The sequence below is a fragment of the Mycolicibacterium chengduense genome (assembly GCF_033741155.1).
Classification (GTDB): Bacteria; Actinomycetota; Actinomycetes; order Mycobacteriales; family Mycobacteriaceae; genus Mycobacterium.
In genome coordinates this window covers 113,391-133,351 of sequence record NZ_JAWQNH010000006.1, presented here as the reverse complement: position 1 = coordinate 133,351, position 19,961 = coordinate 113,391, and the positions used below count along the sequence as shown (strand labels likewise).

Sequence of the window (19,961 nt, the reverse complement as noted above, 5' to 3'; positions counted from 1 at the left end):
ATGGGAATTCTGCTGTCCATCGACCTGGGCACCGAGGGTGCCCGGGTCGGCGCCTTCACCGAACACGGCGAGGTGCTCGGCGAGGCACACCGCGGCTACCCGACCCGCTTCCCCAGACCGGGCTGGGCCGAACAGGATCCGCGGGAGTGGTGGGATGCCATCGGCGCGGCCACCCGGGAGTTGCTGAGCACCGAGGGTTGCCGGCGGGCCGGCCCGGTCGTGGCGATCGCGGCGGCCACCACGGCGTCCACCGTGGCCGTGGTCGACGCCTCCGGCGCACCGCTGCGCCCGGCCATCCTGTGGATGGACTGCCGCAGCAGCGCCGAATCCGAACGCACCGCCAAGCTGGCCGCCGAGCATCCGATCCTGAACTGGTCCGGTGGGTCCGACGCCGCCGAATGGCTGGTGCCCAAGGCCATGTGGCTACACACGCACGACCAGGAGAACTACCGCAGGGCGGACCGGATCGTCGAGGCGGTGGATTACCTGACCTTCCGGCTGACCGGGCAGTGGGTCGGCTCGCAGATGAACGCGGTGTGCAAGTACAACTACGACAGCATCGCAGCACGCTTCCCCACCGAGCTGTACGCCGCGCTCGGTGTCGACGACCTGGCCGCCAAGCTGCCCGACCGCATCGTCGAGGTGGGCGGGGTGGCCGGAACGCTGTCGCCCGATGCCGCAACCCATCTCGGAATCTCCGGCAGTCCCGTCGTCGCCGTCGGCGGGATCGATGCGCACGTCTCGCTGCTGTCCTGCGGCGACCGGTTGGACGGCCTGGTCTCGTTGGTCTCGGGTACGTCGTCGGCGATCATCGCCGAGGTCGACGTGCCGACCGACACCCATGAGGTGTGGGGCCCGTACCCGCACGCGCTGCACCACGGTAAATGGCTGGTCGAGGGCGGCCAGGTGTCCAGCGGTTCGGTGCTCAAGTGGACCGGCGAGTCGATCATGGGCGTGGCCCGGGCGGACCTGCCCGGGCTGATCGACGAGGCCGGCGCCGTCGACCCGGCCCGGCACGGCCTGCGGGCGCTGGACTATTTCATGGGCAACCGCACACCACACCGCGATGCCACGCTGCGCGGGGCCCTCCTCGGACTCTCGCTCGGGACCACGAAGGCCGAGCTCTACCGAGCCATGGTCGAGGCCGTCGCGTGCGGCACCCGTGCGGTGATCGATTCGTTCGAACGCGCCGGCGTGTCCTGCGAACGCCTGGTGTTCTCCGGCGGCATCGAACGAAACCCGTTGTGGCAGCAGGTCACCGTGGACGTGCTGGGCCGGCCCGCCGAGTTCGTGGTCGGCGCGAACCTGACGCTGCGGGCGTGTGCGGCGATCGCGGCCACCGGCGCCGGGGTGACCGGGTCACTGGCGCAGGGGTCGCGGCTGTTCGCACCGCAGGTGCGCACACTGGAACCCGAACCGCAGCGCGTCCCCGTGTATCAGCAGACCTATGCCGACTACCAGCGCCTGACCACGCTGGTGCAGCAGTTCGGCCGATCGAGGTGACCCGCTGATGGCGCATCCGGCAGACCGCAGTCATACCGAACTGCTGCTGCACGTCGCGCAGTGCTACTACGAGCACGGCCGCACCCAGGAGGACATCGGACGCGAACTGCACCTGACCCGGTGGAAGGTGGGGCGCCTGCTCGACGAGGCCCGTGAGGTCGGCATCGTGCAGATCCGGATCGTGCATCCGCAGGCCCGCCGCGCCCACCTGGAGGTCGCCCTGCGCAGCGAATTCGGGCTGCGGGAATGCATCGTGGTGCCCGGGCCGGACACACCCGGCACCGACGGTCACATCGCCGCCGCCGCGGTCGGGTACCTCAAGGCCAACGCCTCCTGGATCACCACACTGGCGGTGTCGTGGGGAAACACGTTGCAGCACATCGCCGCCGTGCTGCCGGCCGGCTGGACCAGCGGCATCGAGGTGATCCAGGCCAACGGCGGCGTCAGCCGCTCGGTGCGCCCGACCACCGCGGCCAACATCGCCACCGGCATCGCGCACAGCGGCAACGGCCGGGCCACCCTGCTGCCCGTGCCGGCGATCGTGGAGCGGATCGAGACCCGCGACGCCCTGTACACCGAAGGTTTCGTCGTCGACGTGCTCAGCGGTGCGCGCAGCGCCGACGCCCTACTGTTCTCCCTCGGTGCGCTGGCACCGAACTCGGTGCTCGTGGAGTCCGGCGCGGTGACGCCAGCGGAGCTGCGCGAGTTGGAGGCGCGCGGGGCCATCGGTGATGTGCTGGCGCACTACATCACCGCGACCGGGGAGATCGCACATCCCGGAATCGACAGCAGGACGGTCGGACTGGGCCTCGACGACGTGCGCAACGCCAACTGTGCGATCGCGGTTGCGGCCGGACCGGACAAGGTCCCCGTGGTGCGCGCCGCCCTGCACAGCGGCTTGTGTTCCGTGTTGATCACCGACGAACCCACCGCCACAACGGTTCTCGAGCAGAGCGCCGCCGCGGTGGGTGGAGGCTTGCCATGCTGAAGATGACAGGGATCGTCAAGACCTTCCCCGGCACCAAGGCCTGTAACGGCGCCGACCTGGAGGTCGCCGAAGGCGAGGTGCACTGCCTGCTCGGCGAAAACGGCGCGGGCAAGAGCACGTTGATGAAGATCCTCTCCGGCTCCTACACCCCGGATGCCGGCACCATCACCCTCGGCGGCACCGCGGTGACGTTCACGTCCCCGCTGGACGGGGTGCGGGCCGGGATCAACACCATCTACCAGGAACTGGACCTGGTACCCGATCTGACCGTGGCCCAGAACCTGTTCCTCGGTCACGAACCGCGGCGCGGTCCGTTCGTCGCCCGCAAACAACGCGATCGGCTGGCCGCGGCGGCCATCGCCCGCGTCGGCGGCACCTTCAGCCCGTCGACCGTTGTCGGTGCGCTGTCGGTGTCCGACCAGCAGCTCACCGCGATCGCCAAGGCCCTGACCACCGAGGCCCGCATCGTGGTGATGGACGAACCCAGCGCCACCCTGACCGAACACGACCTGGCCGCGGTGTTCCGGGTGATCCGGGAGCTCACCGCCGCCGGCAAGTCGGTCATCTACATCTCGCACCGCCTCGACGAGGTGAAGGAGATCGGCGACCGCGCGACCGTGATGCGCGACGGCGCGACCGTCGGCGTGTTCGACATCGCGTCGGTGTCCAAGGAGCAGCTCGTCGAGGCGATGATCGGCCGTCCGGTGGCGACGCGGCCGCCGCGGCGGCACCTGGGCACCGTGCCCAAACCACTGCTGCACGTGCACCGCGCCGCGGTGCCCGCGCTGATCGACGTGCGGGACATCACCGTCGGCCGCGGCGAGATCGTCGGACTCGCCGGGCTCGGCGGATCGGGTCGATCCACCTTGCTGGCAACGCTTTTCGGCGACCGCAAGGCCGACCTGGACATCACCGTGGCCGGCCGGTCGATCACGTCGCTGACCCCGCGGGCGGCCGTGGGCCTCGGGATCGGACTGGTGCCAGAGGACCGCAAGCGCCAGGGCTTGTTCCTGGAGCAGTCGATCCTGCGCAATGCGGCCATCGCGACGCTGGAAGCGCGGCGGGTCAATCCGTTGGGCCGGGCCCGCCAGGTGTGCGAGCCGCCGCTGCAGCGTCTGGGCGTCAAATTCGCCGGCCTGAGTCAGCCCGTCGGCCAGCTCTCCGGCGGCAACCAGCAGAAGGTGGTGCTGGCCAAATGGATGGCCCGCGGCGTGGAGCTGCTGCTGCTCGACGAACCCACCCGCGGCCTGGACATCGGCGCCAAAGCCGACCTGTTCGAGCAGGTGCACGCGCTGGCCGACTCCGGGGTGGGCGTCGTGATGGCCTCCAGCGAGCTCAGCGAACTCACCGAGAACTGCCACCGCATCTGGGTCATGCACGAGGGCCGCAACATCGCCGAGTATCACCCCGCAATCGCCCCGGCAGCGGACATCGCCCGCTGCATCGTCACCGGAAGAACGAAGCCCACCCATGACTGAACTGATGAACCGCCCCACCTCACCCGGTCCCGTCACGGCCCCCGCGGGCCGGGCGCCGCGCCGCAACCTCATCATGCGGTTCAATCTGCTGTTCATCTTCATCGCCCTGTTCGTGGTGGCGTCGGTGTCCGCACCGCAATTCCTCACCAGCCAGAACATGGCCAACCTGCTGCAGCAGTCCAGCCTCACCGGCATCGTCGCCATCGGGATGACGGTGGTGATCCTCACCTCCGGTATCGATCTGTCGGTCGGTAGCGTCGCGGCCCTGTCGGGAATGCTGGTGGCACTGCTCATCGGGATGGGGGTGCCGTGGCCGGTGGCCATGGCCCTGGCGATCGCGGCGGGCCTGGTGCTGGGCGGGGTGATGGGCGGCTTGAGTGCCTATCTCGCGCTGCCCGCGTTCATGGTGACGCTGGCGGGCATGCAGAGCATCCGCGGCCTGACCTACCTGACCACCAACGGCACCCCGACCACCGCCGAGATCCCGATGGGTCTGCGGTTTCTCGGTGCCGGCTCGATCGCCGGCATCCCAGTCGTCGGCGTCATCTTCGTGGCCACCACGCTCGGCGTCGGATTCATGTTGCGCCGCACAACGTTCGGTGAGCACATCTATGCCGTGGGCAGCAATCCGCAGGCCGCGCGGCTGTCCGGCCTGCCGGTGCAGCGGATCACCACCGCCGCCTACGTCATCTGCTCCGGCCTGGCCGCGCTGACCGGCGTGCTGCTGACCGCCCGGCTGACCATCGGCCAGCCCACCGCCAACACCGGCCTCGAGCTGGACGCGATCGCCGCAGTGGTGCTCGGCGGCACCAGCCTGTTCGGCGGGAAGGGCGGTGTGCTCGGCACTTTCATCGCGGTTCTACTCTTGTCGGTATTGCGCAACCTGTTCAATCTGCTGGGGCTCAGCTCGTTCTTCCAGATGTTGGTCACCGGCCTGATCCTGATCGCGGCCCTGATCATGAACTACCTGCTCGACCGGCAGTCCAAGCGCGCGACCTGACCGATCTCCCCCACGCCTCTTCAGCCCATGACGACACGAAGGACACCGATGACCGACACCTCCGACCGTTCCGCCACCATCGACGTCGCGGCCATCATCGACCACACCCTGCTGAAACCGGAGGCCACGTCCGCCGATGTCGCGGCCCTGATCGCCGAGGCCGCCGAACTGGGCACCTACTCGGTATGCGTATCCCCGTCGATGCTGCCGATCAGCGTGCCCGACGGACTGAAAGTGGCTGCGGTGTGCGGTTTTCCCAGCGGTAAGCACACCTCGGCGATCAAGGCGGCCGAGGCCGCCGGCGCGGTGGCCGACGGCGCGGACGAGATCGACATGGTCATCGACGTGGGCGCGGCCAAGGCCGGCGCGTTCGACGCGGTGCAGGCCGATATCGCGGCCGTGCGGGCGGCGGCACCGGCGCCGACCGTGCTCAAGGTGATCATCGAATCGGCCGCGCTGACCGACGACGAGATCGTCGGGGTGTGCCGGGCGGCGGTGGGCGCCGGCGCCGATTTCGTCAAGACCTCCACCGGCTTTCATCCCGCCGGCGGGGCGAGTGTGCACGCGGTGGAACTGATGTCACGGACCGTGCGCGACGCGGGCCTGCAGGTCAAGGCCTCCGGCGGGGTGCGCACGCTGGCCGTGGCCCGGGCCATGATCGCCGCCGGCGCCACCCGGTTGGGTGTGTCGGGGTCGCGGGCACTGCTGGCCGACACCGGTGACACTTCGGGGTACTGAGCGAGCCGACCCTCAACCCGTCCCCGCCACCAGCCAGCGGCCCGAGAGCACCCGCCAGCCGACGAAAACCAGGCGCAACACCATAAAGGTGGACAGCCCCGACCAGATCCCGGCCAGTCCCCAGCCGAACGCCAGCGACAACCAGATCAGCGGCAGGAAACCGACCAGCGCGCTACCCAACGTCGCGTTGCGCATGAACTTCGCGTCGCCGGCGCCCAGCAGCACCCCGTCGATCGCGAACACCACACCGGCGATCGGGATCTGCGCCACCAGGAACCACCACGGTACGTCGATCGCGTCGAGCACCGACCGGTCGTCGGTGAACAACGCCGGCACCACCGGAGCACCGGCCGCGAACAGCGCGGCAAGCACGACCGCGGCGACCGTCGAGAACACCGTCACCCGCCAGGCCACCGACCTGGCACGGCCCAGGTGACCCGCACCGAGCGCCGCGCCCACCAGGGACTGCGCCGCGATGGCCAGCGAATCGAGCACCAGCGCAAGAAAACTCCACAACTGCAACACCACCTGGTGCGCGGCCACGGCGGCCGCACCGAACCGCGCCGCCACCGCGGCCGCCGACACGAAGCACACCTGGAAGGCCAGCGAGCGCACCAGCAGATCCCGCCCCATCACCAGCTGCGAGGCCAGTACCGCGATATCGGCGCGCAGCGGCACACGTTCGGCCAGCAGCGCCCGGCAGAACAGCAGTGCCGCCGTCCACTGGCCGACCAGGTTCGCCACCGCCGACCCTTCCAGCTCCAGTCGCGGCAACCCCAACCAGCCGTACACCAGCAGCGGACACAACACCGCCGAGACGGCGAACCCGAACACCACGTAGCGCAGCGGCCGGGCGGTGTCCTGCACACCGCGCATCCAGCCGTTACCGGCCAGTGAGATGAGGATCGCGGGCGCGCCGCAGATCGCGATGCGCAACCACGGCAGCGTCTCGGCGGCGATGGCGCCGCCGTCTGCCAGCACCGACACGATCGGCACCGCGGCGGTCTGCACCACGGCCACGATCAGCACCCCCAGCGCGACAGCCAGCCAGGTGGCCTGCACCCCCTCCCGCACGGCGCTGCCGCGGTCGCCCGCCCCGAAGAACCGCGCCGAACGTGCGGTGGTGCCATAGGACAGGAATGTGCCCTGCGAGGACACCAGCGACAGCACCAGACCACCGATCGCCAACCCGGCCAGGCTCAGTGCACCGAGGCGCCCGACGATCGCGATATCGAACAGCAGGTACAGCGGTTCGGCGGCGAGCACGCCCAGTGCGGGTAGCGCCAGGCCGGCGATCCGTCGGGCGGTGGCCGGCTCATCGGCGGACCCGCCGCCGGCGGGATCAGTCAAGCGCGCGGTGCAGCGCGGTGGCCACCTCGTCGGCACTGCCGGTGGTCGTGTACCCCGCGGCCTTACGGTGACCACCGCCGCCGAATGTCCCGGCCACCTGGGAAACGTCCAGGGTCTTGGAGCGCATGGAGACCGACCACTGCCCCGGTGCGATCTCCTTGAGCACCGCGGCCACCTCGGCCTCGGCGGTGGTCCGCACGATATCGACGATGCTCTCCACTTCCTCCGACCGCGCCTGGCACCATTCCGCGTGCGGCACAACGGCATACACCAGACCCAAGCCGTCTGCCGCGTCGGCGACCAACCGGGCCGAACCCAGCACGCGCGACAGCATCGGCAACCATGCGAAGGGATGGGTGTCCATCAAGGTGCGGCTGATCGCGGCGTTGTCGATGCCGATACCCAGCAGCCGGTCGGCCAGCTGGTGGGCGCGGGCACTGGCCCACCGGAACGAGCCCGTGTCGGTGGTCAACCCCGCGTACAGGCAGTGCGCGATCGGACGGTCGATGGGTTTGCCCCAGGCATCGAGCAGGTCGGCCACCATCATGGTGGTCGAGTCCGCCGACGGGTCGACATAGTTGGCCGTGCCGAACATCGCGTTGGACGAGTGATGGTCGATCACCAGCACTGCGCATCGGCCGTCGGCGAGCTCGGCGAGGCTGCCCAGTCGACCCAGCGCGGGAATGTCGACCGTGACGACGAGGTCGGCATCCCGGCGAACCTCGTCGGGAGCCACCAGCAGGTCCACTCCCGGCAGGCTGTGCAGGGATTCGGGCAGCTGCGCCGGCGCGGCGAAGCTCACCTGGACGTCCTTGCCGGCGGCCACCGCCACCTGGGCGAGCGCCAGCCCGGCACCGATGGTGTCGGCGTCCGGGTACACGTGACAGATCACGACGATAGTGCCGGCGGCGGAGCACAGCTCCGCGGCGCCGCGGGCGTCGACTCTGGCGCCTGGTACAGCTACCTCAATCGTCGAATCGGTCGTCGTCACCGGTGTCCTCAGCCGAGCTTCTACGGTCGTCCTCCGCCCCAGTCACACGGTACGGGTCGGCATCCCCGGCAGGCACGGCGCCCTCCCTCACCCGAGCCAAGTCGGCGTCGGCCGCCTTGACCCGGGACAGCAGCTCTTCCATCCGGTTCGCGGCGTCGGGCACGGTGTCCCTGGCGAACGCCAGCGTCGGGGTGAATCGCACCCCGGTGCCGGCGCCCACCTTGGACCGCAGCACGCCCTTGGCGCTCTCCAGCGCCGCGGCGGCCCCGGCGTAATCCGGCTCGTCCTCCAGCGTCGACCCCAGCACCGTGTAGTACAGCGTGGCGTCGTGCAGGTCGGCGGTCACCTTCGCGTCGGTGATCGTCACACCCGCCAGCCGCGGATCCTTGATCTCGTACTCGATGGCCGAGGCGACGATCGTTGAGATCCGCTTGGCGAGCCGTTTGGCGCGAGCTGGATCAGCCACTAGACGCGTGCCTTCTCGACCAGCTCGTACGTCTCGATGACGTCGCCTTCCTTGATGTCGGAGTACGTCAGCGTCAGACCGCACTCGTACCCGTCGCGCACCTCGGTGACATCATCCTTCTCCCGCTTGAGCGAAGAGACGGTGAGGTTCTCGGCGACCACGACATTGTCGCGCAGCAGGCGGGCCTTGGCGTTGCGCCGCATGATGCCCGACTGCACGAGGCAACCGGCGATGTTGCCGACCTTCGACGACCGGAAGATGGCGCGGATCTCGGCGCGGCCGAGCTCCTTCTCCTCGTAGACCGGCTTGAGCATGCCCTTGAGCGCGCTCTCGATCTCGTCGATGGCCTGGTAGATCACCGAGTAGTAGCGGATCTCCACACCTTCGCGGTTGGCCAGTTCGGTGGCCTTGCCCTCGGCGCGGACGTTGAAGCCGATGATGATCGCGTCCGAGGCCGAGGCCAGGTTGACGTTGGTCTCGGTGACGCCACCGACACCGCGGTCGATGACGCGCAGCTCCACCTCGTCGTCGATCTGGATGCCCAGCAGCGCCTCTTCGAGGGCCTCGACCGTACCGGCGTTGTCGCCCTTGAGGATCAGGTTCAGCTGGCTGGTTTCCTTCAGCGCCGAATCCAGGTCCTCCAGGCTGATCCGCTTGCGGCTGCGCGCGGCCAGCGCATTGCGCTTGCGCGCGCTGCGGCGGTCGGCGATCTGGCGGGCGATACGGTCCTCGTCGACGACGAGCAGGTTGTCACCGGCGCCCGGCACCGAGGTGAAACCGATCACCTGGACCGGCCGCGACGGCAGTGCCTCCACGACGTCCTCGCCGTGCTCGTCGACCATGCGGCGCACCCGGCCGTAGGCGTCGCCCGCGACGACCGAGTCGCCGACCCGCAGGGTGCCGCGCTGGATGAGCACCGTGGCCACCGGGCCGCGACCGCGGTCCAGGTGCGCCTCGATGGCCACACCCTGGGCCTCCATGTCGGGGTTGGCCCGCAGGTCCAGTGCCGCGTCGGCGGTCAGCAGGACCGCCTCCTCCAGCGCCTGGATGTTGGTGCCGTTCTTGGCCGAGATGTCGACGAACATCGTGTCGCCACCGAAGTCCTCTGCCACCAGGTTGTACTCGGTGAGCTGAGCGCGGATCTTCTGCGGGTCGGCGCCTTCCTTGTCGATCTTGTTGACCGCCACCACGATCGGCACGTCGGCCGCCTGCGCGTGGTTGATGGCCTCGACCGTCTGCGGCATGACGCCGTCGTCGGCGGCGACCACCAGGATCGCGATGTCGGTGGCCTTCGCACCACGGGCACGCATGGCGGTGAACGCCTCGTGACCCGGGGTGTCGATGAAGGTGATGAGCCGCTCGGCGCCTTCGTGTTCGACAGCCACCTGGTAGGCACCGATGTGCTGGGTGATGCCACCGGCCTCGCCCTCACGGACGTTGGCCTTGCGGATGGTGTCCAGCAGTCGGGTCTTGCCGTGGTCGACGTGACCCATGACGGTGACGACCGGCGGACGCTGTTCGAGGTCCTCCTCGCCGCCCTCGTCCTCGCCGTAGGTGAGGTCGAACGACTCCAGCAGCTCGCGGTCCTCGTCCTCCGGGGAGACGACCTGCACGACGTAGTTCATCTCGCTGCCCAGCAGCTCGAGCGTCGAGTCGTCCACCGACTGGGTCGCGGTGACCATCTCACCGAGGTTGAACAGCGCCTGTACCAGCGAGGCCGGGTTGGCGTTGATCTTGTCGGCGAAGTCGCTCAGCGACGCACCGCGGGCCAGCCGGATGGTCTCACCGTTGCCGTGCGGCAACCGCACACCGCCGACGACCGGGGCCTGCATGTTCTCGTACTCGGCCCTTTTCGCGCGCTTGCTCTTGCGACCGCGCCGCGGGGCACCGCCCGGGCGACCGAAGGCACCCGCGGCACCGCCGCGCTGACCGGGGCGGCCACCGCCGCCACCGGGCGCGCCGCCGCCACCGGGGCGACCGCGGAAACCACCGCCGCCGGCACCGGCACCACCGCCGGCGCCACCGCCGCGGTAGTTACCGCCACCACCGCCGGGACGTGCACCCTGACCGGGGCGCGGACCGCCGCCGGGTCCGGGACGCGGACCACCGGGACGGCCGACCGCACCCGGACGGGCGCCGGGCGGACGCGGCGGCATGTTGCCGGGCGAGGCACCACCGGGGCGCGGGCCCGGACGGGGACCACCGGCACCCGGGCCGGGACGCGGGCCACCGGGACCGGCTGCCGGACGCGGGGCCGGACGCTCGACCGGCTGCTGGGACGAGAAGGGGTTGTTGCCGACGCGCGGGGCACGCGGTGCCGGCTTGGGGCCGGGACGCGGGCCGGGGCGGGCATCCGGGCGGGCATCTGTGCGCGCTTCAGCGGGCCCAGCCGGGGTGGCCGGGGCGGCCGATGCCGCGGGGGCCGCCGGGGTGGGTGCGGCCGGGGTCGGCGCGGGGCCGGGGCGCGGACCCGGACGCTGCGCGGGCTGCGCTTCTACCGGGGCGGCTGCCGCGGGGGCAGCCGGCGGCGGGGTGACCGGGGCGGCCGGAGCCGGCTTCGGGCCGGGGCGTGGGCCCGGCACCGGCGCGGCGCCCGACGATGCGGCCGGTTTCGCCGCGGGGGCGGACTTGGCGGGCTTGCCGCCGCCGAACGACTCCCGCAACCGGCGGGCCACCGGGGCCTCTACCGTCGACGAAGCCGACTTGACGAATTCGCCCTGTTCACTAAGTCGGGCGAGCACTTCCTTGCTGGTGACACCGAGTTCCTTTGCCAACTCGTGTACGCGGGCCTTACCTGGGGCTGCCACTAATTCTCCTCATCTAGAGGCGACAGCGGTGGGTTGGCCGCGCCTCGGGTTTAGCTATGACGCATGGTCATCGGGACTTCACGGTGTGCTCATGTTCTTCGCTACCTGTTCTCTTGACCGTGGCGGTCGGGTGTCCGAATCGCTTCGACGTACTCGACCACCGCGGATATCTCCGGTGAACCGGTGATCCGGAACGCTCGGGCGAAGGCCCGCCGCCGGGTCGCCGCTTCGAGGCATTGCCGGTCGGGGTGCAACCACGCACCCCGCCCAGGCAGGCTACCCGCTGAGTCGACGGTCACGGCGTACTGGCCGGTTCCGTCCAGTACAGCGGCCAGCCGAAGCAGATCGACGGCCAACTCTCGCTTCCGGCAACCCACACACGTCCGCACCGGTCCATCAGGGCTGCGGTGCGCACGAGGCTGGGAAATCGGAGTCTCGCGCTGGATCACGGCTCAGTCTACCGTCACCGTTCGCGCAGACAGAATCGCGTGTCGGGGACGGTCGTCCTCACGCCGTTTCGGGCTCGGCGGCATCGCTGCGGATGTCGATCCGCCACCCGGTCAGCCGCGCCGCGAGCCGGGCGTTCTGCCCCTCCTTGCCGATGGCCAGTGACAACTGGAAGTCCGGCACCACCACCCGAGCCGCCCGGGTGGCCTCATCGATGACCGTCACCGACACCACCTTGGCCGGTGACAGCGCGTTGGCCACGAACCGCGCCGGATCGGCGTCGAAGTCGATGATGTCGATCTTCTCCCCGGACAGTTCACTCATCACATTGCGCACCCGCTGGCCCATCGGCCCGATACAGGCGCCCTTGGCGTTCAGCCCGGGCACCTTGGAGGTGACGGCGATCTTGGACCGGTGACCGGCCTCGCGCGCGACCGCGACGATCTCGACCGAGTTGTCGGCGATCTCCGGTACCTCCAGCGCGAACAGTTTGCGCACCAGATTGGGGTGCGTGCGGGACAGCTCGATCTTGGGCTCGCGCACCCCGCGGCTGACGCCGATGACGTAGCAACGCAGCCGGTCGCCGTGCTCGTAGCGCTCGCCCGGAACCTGTTCGGCCGGCCGGATCATGCCGTCGGAACCCTTGGCCTCGGTCCCGACCCGCACCACCACGTTGCCGCGGGTGTTCTCCCGCGCGTCGCGCTGCACGACGCCGGCGACGATATCGCCCTCGTGCGCGGCGAACTCGCCGTACATCCGCTCGTTCTCGGCATCGCGCAGCCGCTGCAGGATCACCTGACGCGCCGTGGTAGCCGCGATACGACCGAAACCCTCTGGGGTGTCGTCCCATTCGTTGATGAGGTTGCCGTCGGCATCGCTCTCCCTGGCGATCACCTTGACCACGCCGGTCTTGCGGTCGACGTCGATGCGGGCGTCGGCCTCATGGCCCTCGGTATGCCGGTAGGCCGTCAGCAAGGCCGACTTGATGGTCTCGACGACGACGTCGACGGAGATGCCCTTGTCGGCTTCGATGGCGTGTAGCGCCGCCATATCGATGTTCACGCGTCGCTCCCCTTTCCAGACTGCTCCACCAGATCCAATTCACGTTGATTGGGTGGCGAAAACTCAACTTGTACAACAGCTTTGGCGATATCAGAAAGTGGGATCGGGCGGACCGACAGCTTGCCGCGATCGTTGACCACCAGGTGCACGGCACCGTCGCCGGTATGACCGATCCGCCCGATCACCACCGTTGCGTCGGCGAGCACGACCTCGACCTTGCGGGTGCGCGCGCGCCGGAAGTGCTTCTCCTCGGTCAGTGGCCGATCGACCCCGCGCGATGTGACTTCCAGCACGTAGGGTGCCGTTCCGGTGCTGTCGAGCGTGTCGAGGGCCTGCGAGGCGGTGTGCGACAGGGCCGCGATGGCGTCCAGGTCCAGACCGTCGTCGCCGTCGGCCACCACGGTGATGCGCGGCGGCCGGACCGACGCGTTGATCACCACGTCCTCGATTTCGTAACCGGCGCGCGCGAACTCACCGTCGAGTAGCTCGAGCACTTGCTGCTGTGTCGGCAGCAGCGGGACATCCGGTGCCACGGCGAGCTCCTCATCTTGAGTTGTGCGGACACATTCCGCGGGCCTGGCCCGAGGAATCGGTTACCAAACGATACGCCAGCCGTGCCGCCGCTTTGGCCAAACGAACAGCCGGCAGCGACGAACCACCCCACCCGCCATGGCAGGATGTGGGCGTGCCGAGCGCCCTGCCCACGATCTCTCGCCGGCGGCTGTTGGTCACGGCGCTTCCCGCCGGTGTGGCCCTGACCGCGCTCGGCTCGGCGGCCGCCTGTGCACCCGCACCCCCGCCACCCGAACTCGCCGATCTGGTAGCGCAATTCGAGCGCGCGCACGCCGACAGCCGGCTGGCCGGGCAGGCCGCCACCACCGCGCGCCCGCCGATGGTCCCTGCGCTGACGGCCGTGGCCTCGGTGCGCGCAGCCCACGCCAGGGCACTGTCGGACGAGATCACCCGCATCAACGGCGGTCAGACACCGACCACCTCCGCACCGGACACCACCACCGCCAGCACCACCAACGCCACGGGCACGCCCGCCCCGGCCCCGACGGTCGCCGACGTGAGCGCGGCCCTGCACGCCTCGGCCGACAGTGCCGCGCACCTGGCGACGAGCCTGTCCGGCTACCGGGCCGGGCTGCTCGGCTCCATCGCCGCGGCGTGCACGGCGTCCTACCAGGTGGCCCTCGCCGATCCCGGAACGGCCTGATGACCTCGCCCCAGCCGACACCGTCGACTACCCAAACCACGGCCAAAACCGCCCAGCCGGCCGCACCGGACCCGAACCGGCCAGGAAATCCCGCCGATGCCGCGCTCTTCGATGCCGTGGCCGCCGAGCACGGCGCCATCTACGGATACGGCGTGGTGTCGGCGCACTCCACACCCGATGAGAACGACCTGGTGGCAGACGCCATGGCGCAGCACCGCGAACGGCGCGAGCAGGCGATCGCCCGGCTGACCGCCCGCAAGGTGGCCGTTCCGCTGCCTGCCGTCGGCTATCAGCTGCCGTTGGAGGTGTCGGATCCCACCCAGGCCGCCCAATTGGCGGTGCGGATGGAAGAGGACACCGCGGTGGCCTGGCGCGCGGTGCTCGAACAAGCCACCACGACTGAGGACCGCTCGTTCGCGGTGACCGCCCTGACCCAGAGCGCGGTACTTGCCGCGCGGTGGAGCCGGGTGCTCGGCGCCGCCCCGGTCACGCTCGCGTTCCCGGGCGGCACCGAGTAGCGCCTATCCGCGGAGCGCGGTCGCGATCTCGGCTGCGGCGCCGTCCACCGCGATCTCGCGGGTCTCGCCGCTGAACCGGTTGCGCAGCTCGACCACGCCGTCGGACCAGCCGCGCCCCACCACCACGATCCACGGCACACCGAGCAGTTCGGCGTCCTTGAATTTGACCCCCGGGGAGGCCGTGCGGTCGTCGAGCAGCACCTCAAGACCCAGCCGGTCCAGCTCACCGGCCAGCTCGCCGGCACCGGCCCGAGCGGCTGCGTCCTTGTTGGCGATCACCACGTGCGCGTCGAACGGCGACACCGACGCCGGCCAGCGCAGCCCCAACTCGTCGTGCTGCTGCTCGGCGATCACCGCGACCAGCCGGGACACCCCGATGCCGTAAGACCCCATGGTCAACCGCACCGGCTTGCCGTCCTCACCCAGCACGTCCGCGGTGAACGCGTCGGTGTACTTGCGGCCCAGCTGGAAGATGTGGCCGATCTCGATGCCACGGGCCGAGGTGAGCACCCCGGCACCGTCCGGCGACGGGTCACCGTCGCGCACCTCGGCGGCCTCGATGGTGCCGTCCGGGGTGAAATCACGCCCGGCGACCAGACCCACCACATGCCTGCCCTTTTCGTCGGCACCGGTGATCCAGGCCGTACCGTCCACCACCCGCGGATCTACCAGGTAGCGAACCCCGTTGGCCTGCAATCCCTTCGGGCCGATATATCCCTTGACCAGGAACGGGTTCGCCGCGAAATCGGCATCGTCGAGCAACGCGTATTCGGCGGGTTCCAGCGCAGCACCCAGGCGCTTGTCGTCGACCTCACGATCCCCCGGGATGCCGATGGCCAGCAGTTCCCAGTCCCCACCCGGCTCCCGCACCTTGAGCAGCACGTTCTTCAGCGTGTCGGCGGCGGTGGTGGTGCCCGGCAGGGTCGCGTTGGCCCAGTCCACCAGGCTGGCGATGGTCGGGGTGTCCGGGGTGTCGTGCACGACGGCCGCCGGCAGCCCCTCGATCGGGCGCGCCTCCGGAACGGCGGTGATGACCGCCTCCACGTTGGCGGCGTACCCGGATTCCAGGCAGCGGACGAAGGTGTCCTCACCGATCGGGCTCTCGGCCAGGAACTCCTCGGACGCGCTGCCGCCCATGGCGCCCGATACCGCGGACACGATCACGTACTTCACGCCGAGCCGGCCGAAGATGCGCTGATACGCCTCGCGGTGCGCGTGATAGGCAGTTTTGAGGCCGTCCTCGTCGATATCGAAGGAGTACGAGTCCTTCATGACGAACTCGCGCCCGCGCAGGATGCCCGCGCGGGGCCGCGCCTCGTCACGGTACTTGGTCTGGATTTGGTACAGCAGTACCGGGAAATCTTTGTAGGACGAGTACTCGCCCTTGACCGTAAGCGTGAACAACTCCTCGTGGGTGGGGCCGAGCAGGTAGTCGTTCTTACGGCGGTCCTGCAGCCGAAACAGGTTGTCCCCGTACTCCGTCCACCGATTGGTGGTCTCGTAGGGGGCGCGTGGCAGCAGCGCCGGGAACAGGATCTCCTGGCCGCCGATGGCGTTCATCTCCGAGCGGACGATGCCCTCGATCTTGCGCAGCACCCGCAGACCCAGCGGCAGCCAGCTGTACAGCCCCGGGCCGATCGGGCGGACGTACCCGGCGCGGATGAGCAGCTTGTGGCTGGGCACCTCGGCATCGGCGGGATCATCGCGCAGGGTGCGCAGGAACAGTTCGGACATCCGGGTGATCACAGCGGGCCAGCTTAATCGCGGCCCTGCCACGTGCAGACACACACCTCGTTGCCCTCCGCGTCGGCCAGCACCCAGAACGCGGGTGCACGCCGGTCCGACAGCAGCCTGCCGCCGGCCGCCAGCGCCGCCTCCAGCCGGGCCGGAGCCTCGTCGTGGGGCACGTCGACGTCGAGATGGATGCGGTTCCTGGGCTGATTCCCCGGGTCGCTGCGCTCCAGCCCGCCGTGGGCACGCGGCGCGTCCATCTGCTGGAACCAGATCGCCGGTCCGCGTCCGGTGGGATCGACCAGCCCCGCGCTCAGATCCGAGGCGCCGGTCTCGTCGACGTAGCCGGTGACGGCCTTCCAGAACGGCCGCACCGCGGGGATGTCGAGGGCGTCGATGGCAATCTCCAGCGCCTGTGTCGACACCGCGCCCACCGTGGTGGCGTGGCCGTCCGCGGCGAGCGCGGCCGAGATCGCGACGGCGATCTGGATATCGCCGTCGGTCACACCGAGCGGCGACCTCAGTCGCAGCACCGCGCGGTCGGCGCGCACATCGATGCCGAGGTGCTGCTGTTCGACGGCCCCTGCCGCTCTCGCCGCCGCAGCCGCCACCGCGGCAGATGCAGACAGGGATGGCACCCGGACCTCGGTGTACAGCGCGCCGAGTACCAGCCGCCAGCCCGTGGCCGCGACGGCATCGGAGATCTGCCGGCGGGTGGGCAGTGCGTGCTCGGTCGTGGCTGTTTCGTCGGTCATAGCTCCCCCGCGTCCACGGCATCCTTGGTGTGCTGGGCCCGGGCGATATCCCGCGCGGAGAACCCGATGAACAGAGCGGCCACCCCGACCAGCACCGCGATCGCGGCGATCCACAGCAGCGAGTAGGTGTAACCGTGGCCAAGCGCGTCCAGCTGGGCCGGCGTCATGTTCCCGACCGGTCCGGTGGTGCCGCCGAGGTACAGGGTGCGTGAGGTCTGCACCGCCTGGATCACCACCAGCACCAGCGGCCCGCCCAGGTTGTAGACCATCAACGTCACCGACGACACCGGGCCGATCTCCCGGGGCCCGACCTTGGCCAGTGTGCACAACGGCAGGATCACCGAGATGACGCCGATGCCGGCGCCGCCGACCACCACCGGCAGGAACAGGTCGGGGAAGTACGGGATGGAGCGGTCCAGCGTGGAACCGAACAGCATCGCCGCCAGGACCAGCGCGCCGCCGCCGATGATCACCCACCGCGGCGCCACCCGCGGCGCCAACCGGGTGGCCACCACGTTGCCGACCACGAACGCCAGCGCGAACGGCATGAAGCAGATCCCGGCCCGCAACGGCGAGTAGCCGAGCACGTCCTGCACCAACAAACCGATCATCACGCTCAGGGTCAGCATCACCCCGCCGGCCAGGAAATAGGCGGCGAAGGAGGCCACCCGGTTGCGGTTGTCGAACATCGACAGCGGGACCAGCGGGTTGTCCGCACCCCGTTCGTCGAGCAGGAAGGCGATGAAGAACACCACGGCCGCCACGGCGGCGCCGATCACCCAGGGATCGGTCCAGCCCAGCGGCGGGCCCTGGGTGAACACCAGCACCCCGCAGGTGCAGGCCAGGGTGGCCAACAGTGCCCCGGTGACGTCCAGCTTGAGGCGAGCCTGGCGCGTCTCGGCGAGCTTGGTCACCGCAATCCAGACGATCACGATGCCGATCGGCACGTTCACCAGGAAGGCCAGCCGCCACGACAGCCCGGTGAGCGCGCCGCCGAGCACCAGTCCGAGCACCGAACCCAGACCCTGCATGGCCGCCGACACCGCCAATGCCTGGTTGCGGGCCTGCCCGACGGCGAAGGTGGTGGCAATCAGGGCCAGGCCGGTGGGTGCGGCCACCGCGGCCCCCACGCCCTGCACGGCCCGCGCGGCGATCAGGGTGTACGGCTCGGTGGCCAGCCCGCACACCAGCGAGGCGATGGTGAAGACCCCGACCCCTGAGATGAAGGCCCGTTTGTGCCCGATCGCGTCGCCGACCCGGCCACCGAGCAGCAGCAGGCCGCCGAAGGTCAGCACGTAGGCGGTGATCACCCAGCTCTTGGCGGCGTCGGACATGGCCAGTTCGGCCTGCATGCGGGGCAACGCGACGATGACGATGGTGCCGTCCAGCGTCGACATCAGCTGCATACCGGTGATCGCGACGATCGCGACCCCGAGCACACGATCCGACAAGCGCGGGACAGCACGGTCTGACGCCGACATGACACCCGACCCTACCGAGCGCGCGGCGCACCCTGCCCGATCACGCGTCGTGCAGCGCGGCGACCGGTTGGGCCGGCACCGCCGGCGTGCCGATCCGGCCGGCCAGCCACGGCAGCGTGGCCGCGAAGGCCTGGGCCGCGAACGGCCAGTCGTGCCTGCCCGGCCAGGACTGCACGGAGCACGCGATCCCGTAGCCACTCCCCAGGCCGCACAGGGTGCGTGCGGCGACGTCTTGCCCCTCGGGATTGGCCAGCGGATCCCGGCCGGGCCCGCCGTCGGGCACCACGAACAGTGCCGAGAGGTCGCGGTAGGGACCGTGCCTGCGCATCACGGTGGCGGGATCGAAGTCGGCCCAGGCGTCGGCGTCGCCGCCGAACAACCGGTCGATGGTCTGCTGCCGGCTGCCCGAATTGGGGCCGAGGTCACCGGCGATGTCGACGAAGGAGCTGAACATCTCGGGTCGGCGCACCGCGAGTTCCACCGCGCAGGTACCGCCCATGGACCAGCCCATGATGCCCCAGCCGGCACGGTCCTGCCGCACCCCGAAATTCGAGATCATGTACGGGACGACGTCTTTGGTGAGGTGCAAGGAGGCGTTACCGCGCGCGCCGTTGACGCATTCGGTGTCGTTGTCGAAGCTGCCGGTCGGATCGACGAACACGAAGACCGGTGCGTTACCGCCGTGCGCAGAGGCGAAGCCGTCGATGATCGCCGCGGCATCACCGGCGCGCAACCAGTCCGCGGGGGTGTTGAGCTGCGCGCCGATCATCATCACCGTCGGCAATTTGGGTGGCGGATTACTGGCGAACCACGCCGGCGGCAGATAGACCAGCTCGTCGCGGTGGTCGAAGTTGGACGCTGCCGCGCTGATCGTCACGGGCAGCACCACGCCGTGTTCGGGACGGACATGAGCCAGTTGCAGCTCGGTGACGGTCATCCGGTCGGCCTGATCGGGCACGGCCGGGTCGGTGAGCCGACTCCAGGCGCTGCCGACCGTCGGGAAGTATCCGACCCACAGGTTGACCAGCAGCGCCGCGCACAGCGCACAGGCGGGCACCGCCGCCAGGGAGACCGCGCGGCGCCACCATCGGGCCCGCAGCCAGCCGAGCACGGCGACGACGGCGCAGAAACCCGTCAAGGCGATCCACACCCAGAGTCGGTGCGGGGCCGGGTCGCCCGCGATGCCGACAGAACCGAGATACGCGTGTGCCACACCGGCCAGCCCGAGACCGCCCACCACGGCGGCTGTGAACACGAGCCGGCTCACGCGACGGATGACGGCCAGGGCCACCAGCGCCAGCACGGCGCACTCGATCAGGGCCGGCAGCGGGCCGTGGGTCAACGCCAGGCTGCCGAGGTACCGCCACCCCATCAATCAGGAGGTGCGGGTGGCCGGGTCACGGCGCCAGGTTAGAACCCGTGGCTGTGGG

Annotated in this window: 18 protein-coding genes; 7 read left to right on the top strand and 11 right to left on the bottom strand. The window is 70.0% G+C overall.

Going from position 1 to position 19,961, the window contains the following annotated elements; translation table 11 throughout:
* Genes SBI67_RS22540 through deoC form a run of 5 tightly spaced genes read left to right on the top strand, consistent with a single transcriptional unit; the run spans window position 1 to window position 5,707 of the window.
* A complete protein-coding gene (locus tag SBI67_RS22540; RefSeq protein ID WP_318982705.1) occupies window positions 1-1,503 on the top strand; it encodes an FGGY family carbohydrate kinase in 1,503 nt (500 codons plus the stop codon).
* A 7-nt stretch (window positions 1,504-1,510) separates the two neighbouring features.
* Complete coding sequence (locus SBI67_RS22535; RefSeq protein WP_318982704.1) at window positions 1,511-2,491, top strand: sugar-binding transcriptional regulator; 981 nt, start codon at window positions 1,511-1,513, stop codon at window positions 2,489-2,491.
* Complete coding sequence (locus tag SBI67_RS22530) at window positions 2,485-3,969, top strand: sugar ABC transporter ATP-binding protein (RefSeq protein ID WP_318982703.1); 1,485 nt, start codon at window positions 2,485-2,487, stop codon at window positions 3,967-3,969. Before SBI67_RS22535 ends, SBI67_RS22530 begins: the two co-directional genes overlap by 7 nt.
* On the top strand, window positions 3,962-4,969 hold the full coding sequence (locus SBI67_RS22525) for an ABC transporter permease (RefSeq protein ID WP_318982702.1): 1,008 nt from the start codon (window positions 3,962-3,964) through the stop codon (window positions 4,967-4,969). Before SBI67_RS22530 ends, SBI67_RS22525 begins: the two co-directional genes overlap by 8 nt.
* Window positions 4,970-5,017: 48 nt before the next feature.
* Window positions 5,018-5,707, top strand: coding sequence for a deoxyribose-phosphate aldolase (gene deoC, locus SBI67_RS22520; RefSeq protein WP_318982701.1), 690 nt, complete (start codon window positions 5,018-5,020; stop codon window positions 5,705-5,707).
* A 12-nt stretch (window positions 5,708-5,719) separates the two neighbouring features.
* Here deoC and SBI67_RS22515 read toward each other — a convergent pair whose 3' ends face one another.
* The 7 genes from SBI67_RS22515 to rimP all read right to left on the bottom strand — a co-directional run bounded on the left by SBI67_RS22515 (window position 5,720) and on the right by rimP (window position 13,363).
* Entirely contained in the window at window positions 5,720-7,057 is a 1,338-nt protein-coding gene (locus SBI67_RS22515) for an MATE family efflux transporter (RefSeq protein ID WP_318982700.1), read from the bottom strand.
* On the bottom strand, window positions 7,050-8,048 hold the full coding sequence (locus tag SBI67_RS22510; RefSeq protein WP_318982699.1) for a DHH family phosphoesterase: 999 nt from the start codon (window positions 8,046-8,048) through the stop codon (window positions 7,050-7,052). The genes SBI67_RS22515 and SBI67_RS22510 overlap by 8 nt, the downstream gene beginning before the upstream one ends.
* Complete coding sequence (rbfA, locus tag SBI67_RS22505) at window positions 8,023-8,514, bottom strand: 30S ribosome-binding factor RbfA (protein ID WP_266045962.1); 492 nt, start codon at window positions 8,512-8,514, stop codon at window positions 8,023-8,025. Before rbfA ends, SBI67_RS22510 begins: the two co-directional genes overlap by 26 nt.
* Window positions 8,514-11,321 (bottom strand): translation initiation factor IF-2, encoded by a 2,808-nt coding sequence (gene infB / locus SBI67_RS22500; RefSeq protein WP_318982698.1) that lies wholly within the window; start codon window positions 11,319-11,321, stop codon window positions 8,514-8,516. Before infB ends, rbfA begins: the two co-directional genes overlap by 1 nt.
* 101 nt (window positions 11,322-11,422) lie before the next feature.
* Complete coding sequence (locus SBI67_RS22495; protein WP_318982697.1) at window positions 11,423-11,698, bottom strand: YlxR family protein; 276 nt, start codon at window positions 11,696-11,698, stop codon at window positions 11,423-11,425.
* Window positions 11,699-11,828: 130 nt separating this feature from the next.
* Window positions 11,829-12,830, bottom strand: coding sequence for a transcription termination factor NusA (gene nusA / locus SBI67_RS22490; protein ID WP_266045965.1), 1,002 nt, complete (start codon window positions 12,828-12,830; stop codon window positions 11,829-11,831).
* Complete coding sequence (gene rimP, locus SBI67_RS22485) at window positions 12,827-13,363, bottom strand: ribosome maturation factor RimP (RefSeq protein ID WP_318982696.1); 537 nt, start codon at window positions 13,361-13,363, stop codon at window positions 12,827-12,829. Before rimP ends, nusA begins: the two co-directional genes overlap by 4 nt.
* Window positions 13,364-13,515: 152 nt before the next feature.
* Here rimP and SBI67_RS22480 point away from each other — a divergent pair, with 152 nt between their 5' ends.
* Together SBI67_RS22480 and SBI67_RS22475 are read left to right on the top strand one after the other, a co-directional pair.
* Complete coding sequence (locus SBI67_RS22480) at window positions 13,516-14,046, top strand: hypothetical protein (protein ID WP_318982695.1); 531 nt, start codon at window positions 13,516-13,518, stop codon at window positions 14,044-14,046.
* Window positions 14,046-14,564: a ferritin-like domain-containing protein gene (locus SBI67_RS22475; RefSeq protein WP_318982694.1), complete on the top strand. Its 519-nt coding sequence runs from the start codon at window positions 14,046-14,048 to the stop codon at window positions 14,562-14,564. Before SBI67_RS22480 ends, SBI67_RS22475 begins: the two co-directional genes overlap by 1 nt.
* Window positions 14,565-14,567: 3 nt before the next feature.
* On the opposite strand, the gene SBI67_RS22470 is transcribed toward SBI67_RS22475, so the two are convergent.
* From SBI67_RS22470 to SBI67_RS22455, 4 genes are read right to left on the bottom strand one after another with little or no spacing between them, the layout of a single operon-like run.
* A complete protein-coding gene (locus SBI67_RS22470; protein WP_318982693.1) occupies window positions 14,568-16,310 on the bottom strand; it encodes a proline--tRNA ligase in 1,743 nt (580 codons plus the stop codon).
* 11 nt (window positions 16,311-16,321) lie between these two features.
* Window positions 16,322-17,050 carry a VOC family protein gene (locus SBI67_RS22465; RefSeq protein ID WP_318982692.1) on the bottom strand — a complete coding sequence of 243 codons (729 nt, stop codon included), beginning with the start codon at window positions 17,048-17,050 and terminating at the stop codon, window positions 16,322-16,324.
* Entirely contained in the window at window positions 17,047-18,531 is a 1,485-nt protein-coding gene (locus SBI67_RS22460; RefSeq protein ID WP_318982691.1) for an MFS transporter, read from the bottom strand. Before SBI67_RS22460 ends, SBI67_RS22465 begins: the two co-directional genes overlap by 4 nt.
* Before the next feature lie 40 nt (window positions 18,532-18,571).
* A complete protein-coding gene (locus tag SBI67_RS22455) occupies window positions 18,572-19,903 on the bottom strand; it encodes an alpha/beta hydrolase (RefSeq protein WP_318982690.1) in 1,332 nt (443 codons plus the stop codon).
* Between the last annotated feature and the right edge of the window lie 58 nt (window positions 19,904-19,961).

Excerpts from the sequence above, each read along its gene's own strand:
- SBI67_RS22530 (WP_318982703.1), top strand. The coding sequence starts at position 2,485 with ATGCTGAAGATGACAGGGATCGTCAAGACCTTCCCCGGCACCAAGGCC.
- deoC (WP_318982701.1), top strand. The coding sequence starts at position 5,018 with ATGACCGACACCTCCGACCGTTCCGCCACCATCGACGTCGCGGCCATC.
- SBI67_RS22455 (WP_318982690.1), bottom strand. The coding sequence starts at position 19,903 with ATGGGGTGGCGGTACCTCGGCAGCCTGGCGTTGACCCACGGCCCGCTG.
- SBI67_RS22525 (WP_318982702.1), top strand. The coding sequence starts at position 3,962 with ATGACTGAACTGATGAACCGCCCCACCTCACCCGGTCCCGTCACGGCC.
- SBI67_RS22465 (WP_318982692.1), bottom strand. The coding sequence starts at position 17,050 with ATGACCGACGAAACAGCCACGACCGAGCACGCACTGCCCACCCGCCGG.
- SBI67_RS22460 (WP_318982691.1), bottom strand. The coding sequence starts at position 18,531 with ATGTCGGCGTCAGACCGTGCTGTCCCGCGCTTGTCGGATCGTGTGCTC.
- SBI67_RS22535 (WP_318982704.1), top strand. The coding sequence starts at position 1,511 with ATGGCGCATCCGGCAGACCGCAGTCATACCGAACTGCTGCTGCACGTC.
- SBI67_RS22475 (WP_318982694.1), top strand. The coding sequence starts at position 14,046 with ATGACCTCGCCCCAGCCGACACCGTCGACTACCCAAACCACGGCCAAA.
- SBI67_RS22540 (WP_318982705.1), top strand. The coding sequence starts at position 1 with ATGGGAATTCTGCTGTCCATCGACCTGGGCACCGAGGGTGCCCGGGTC.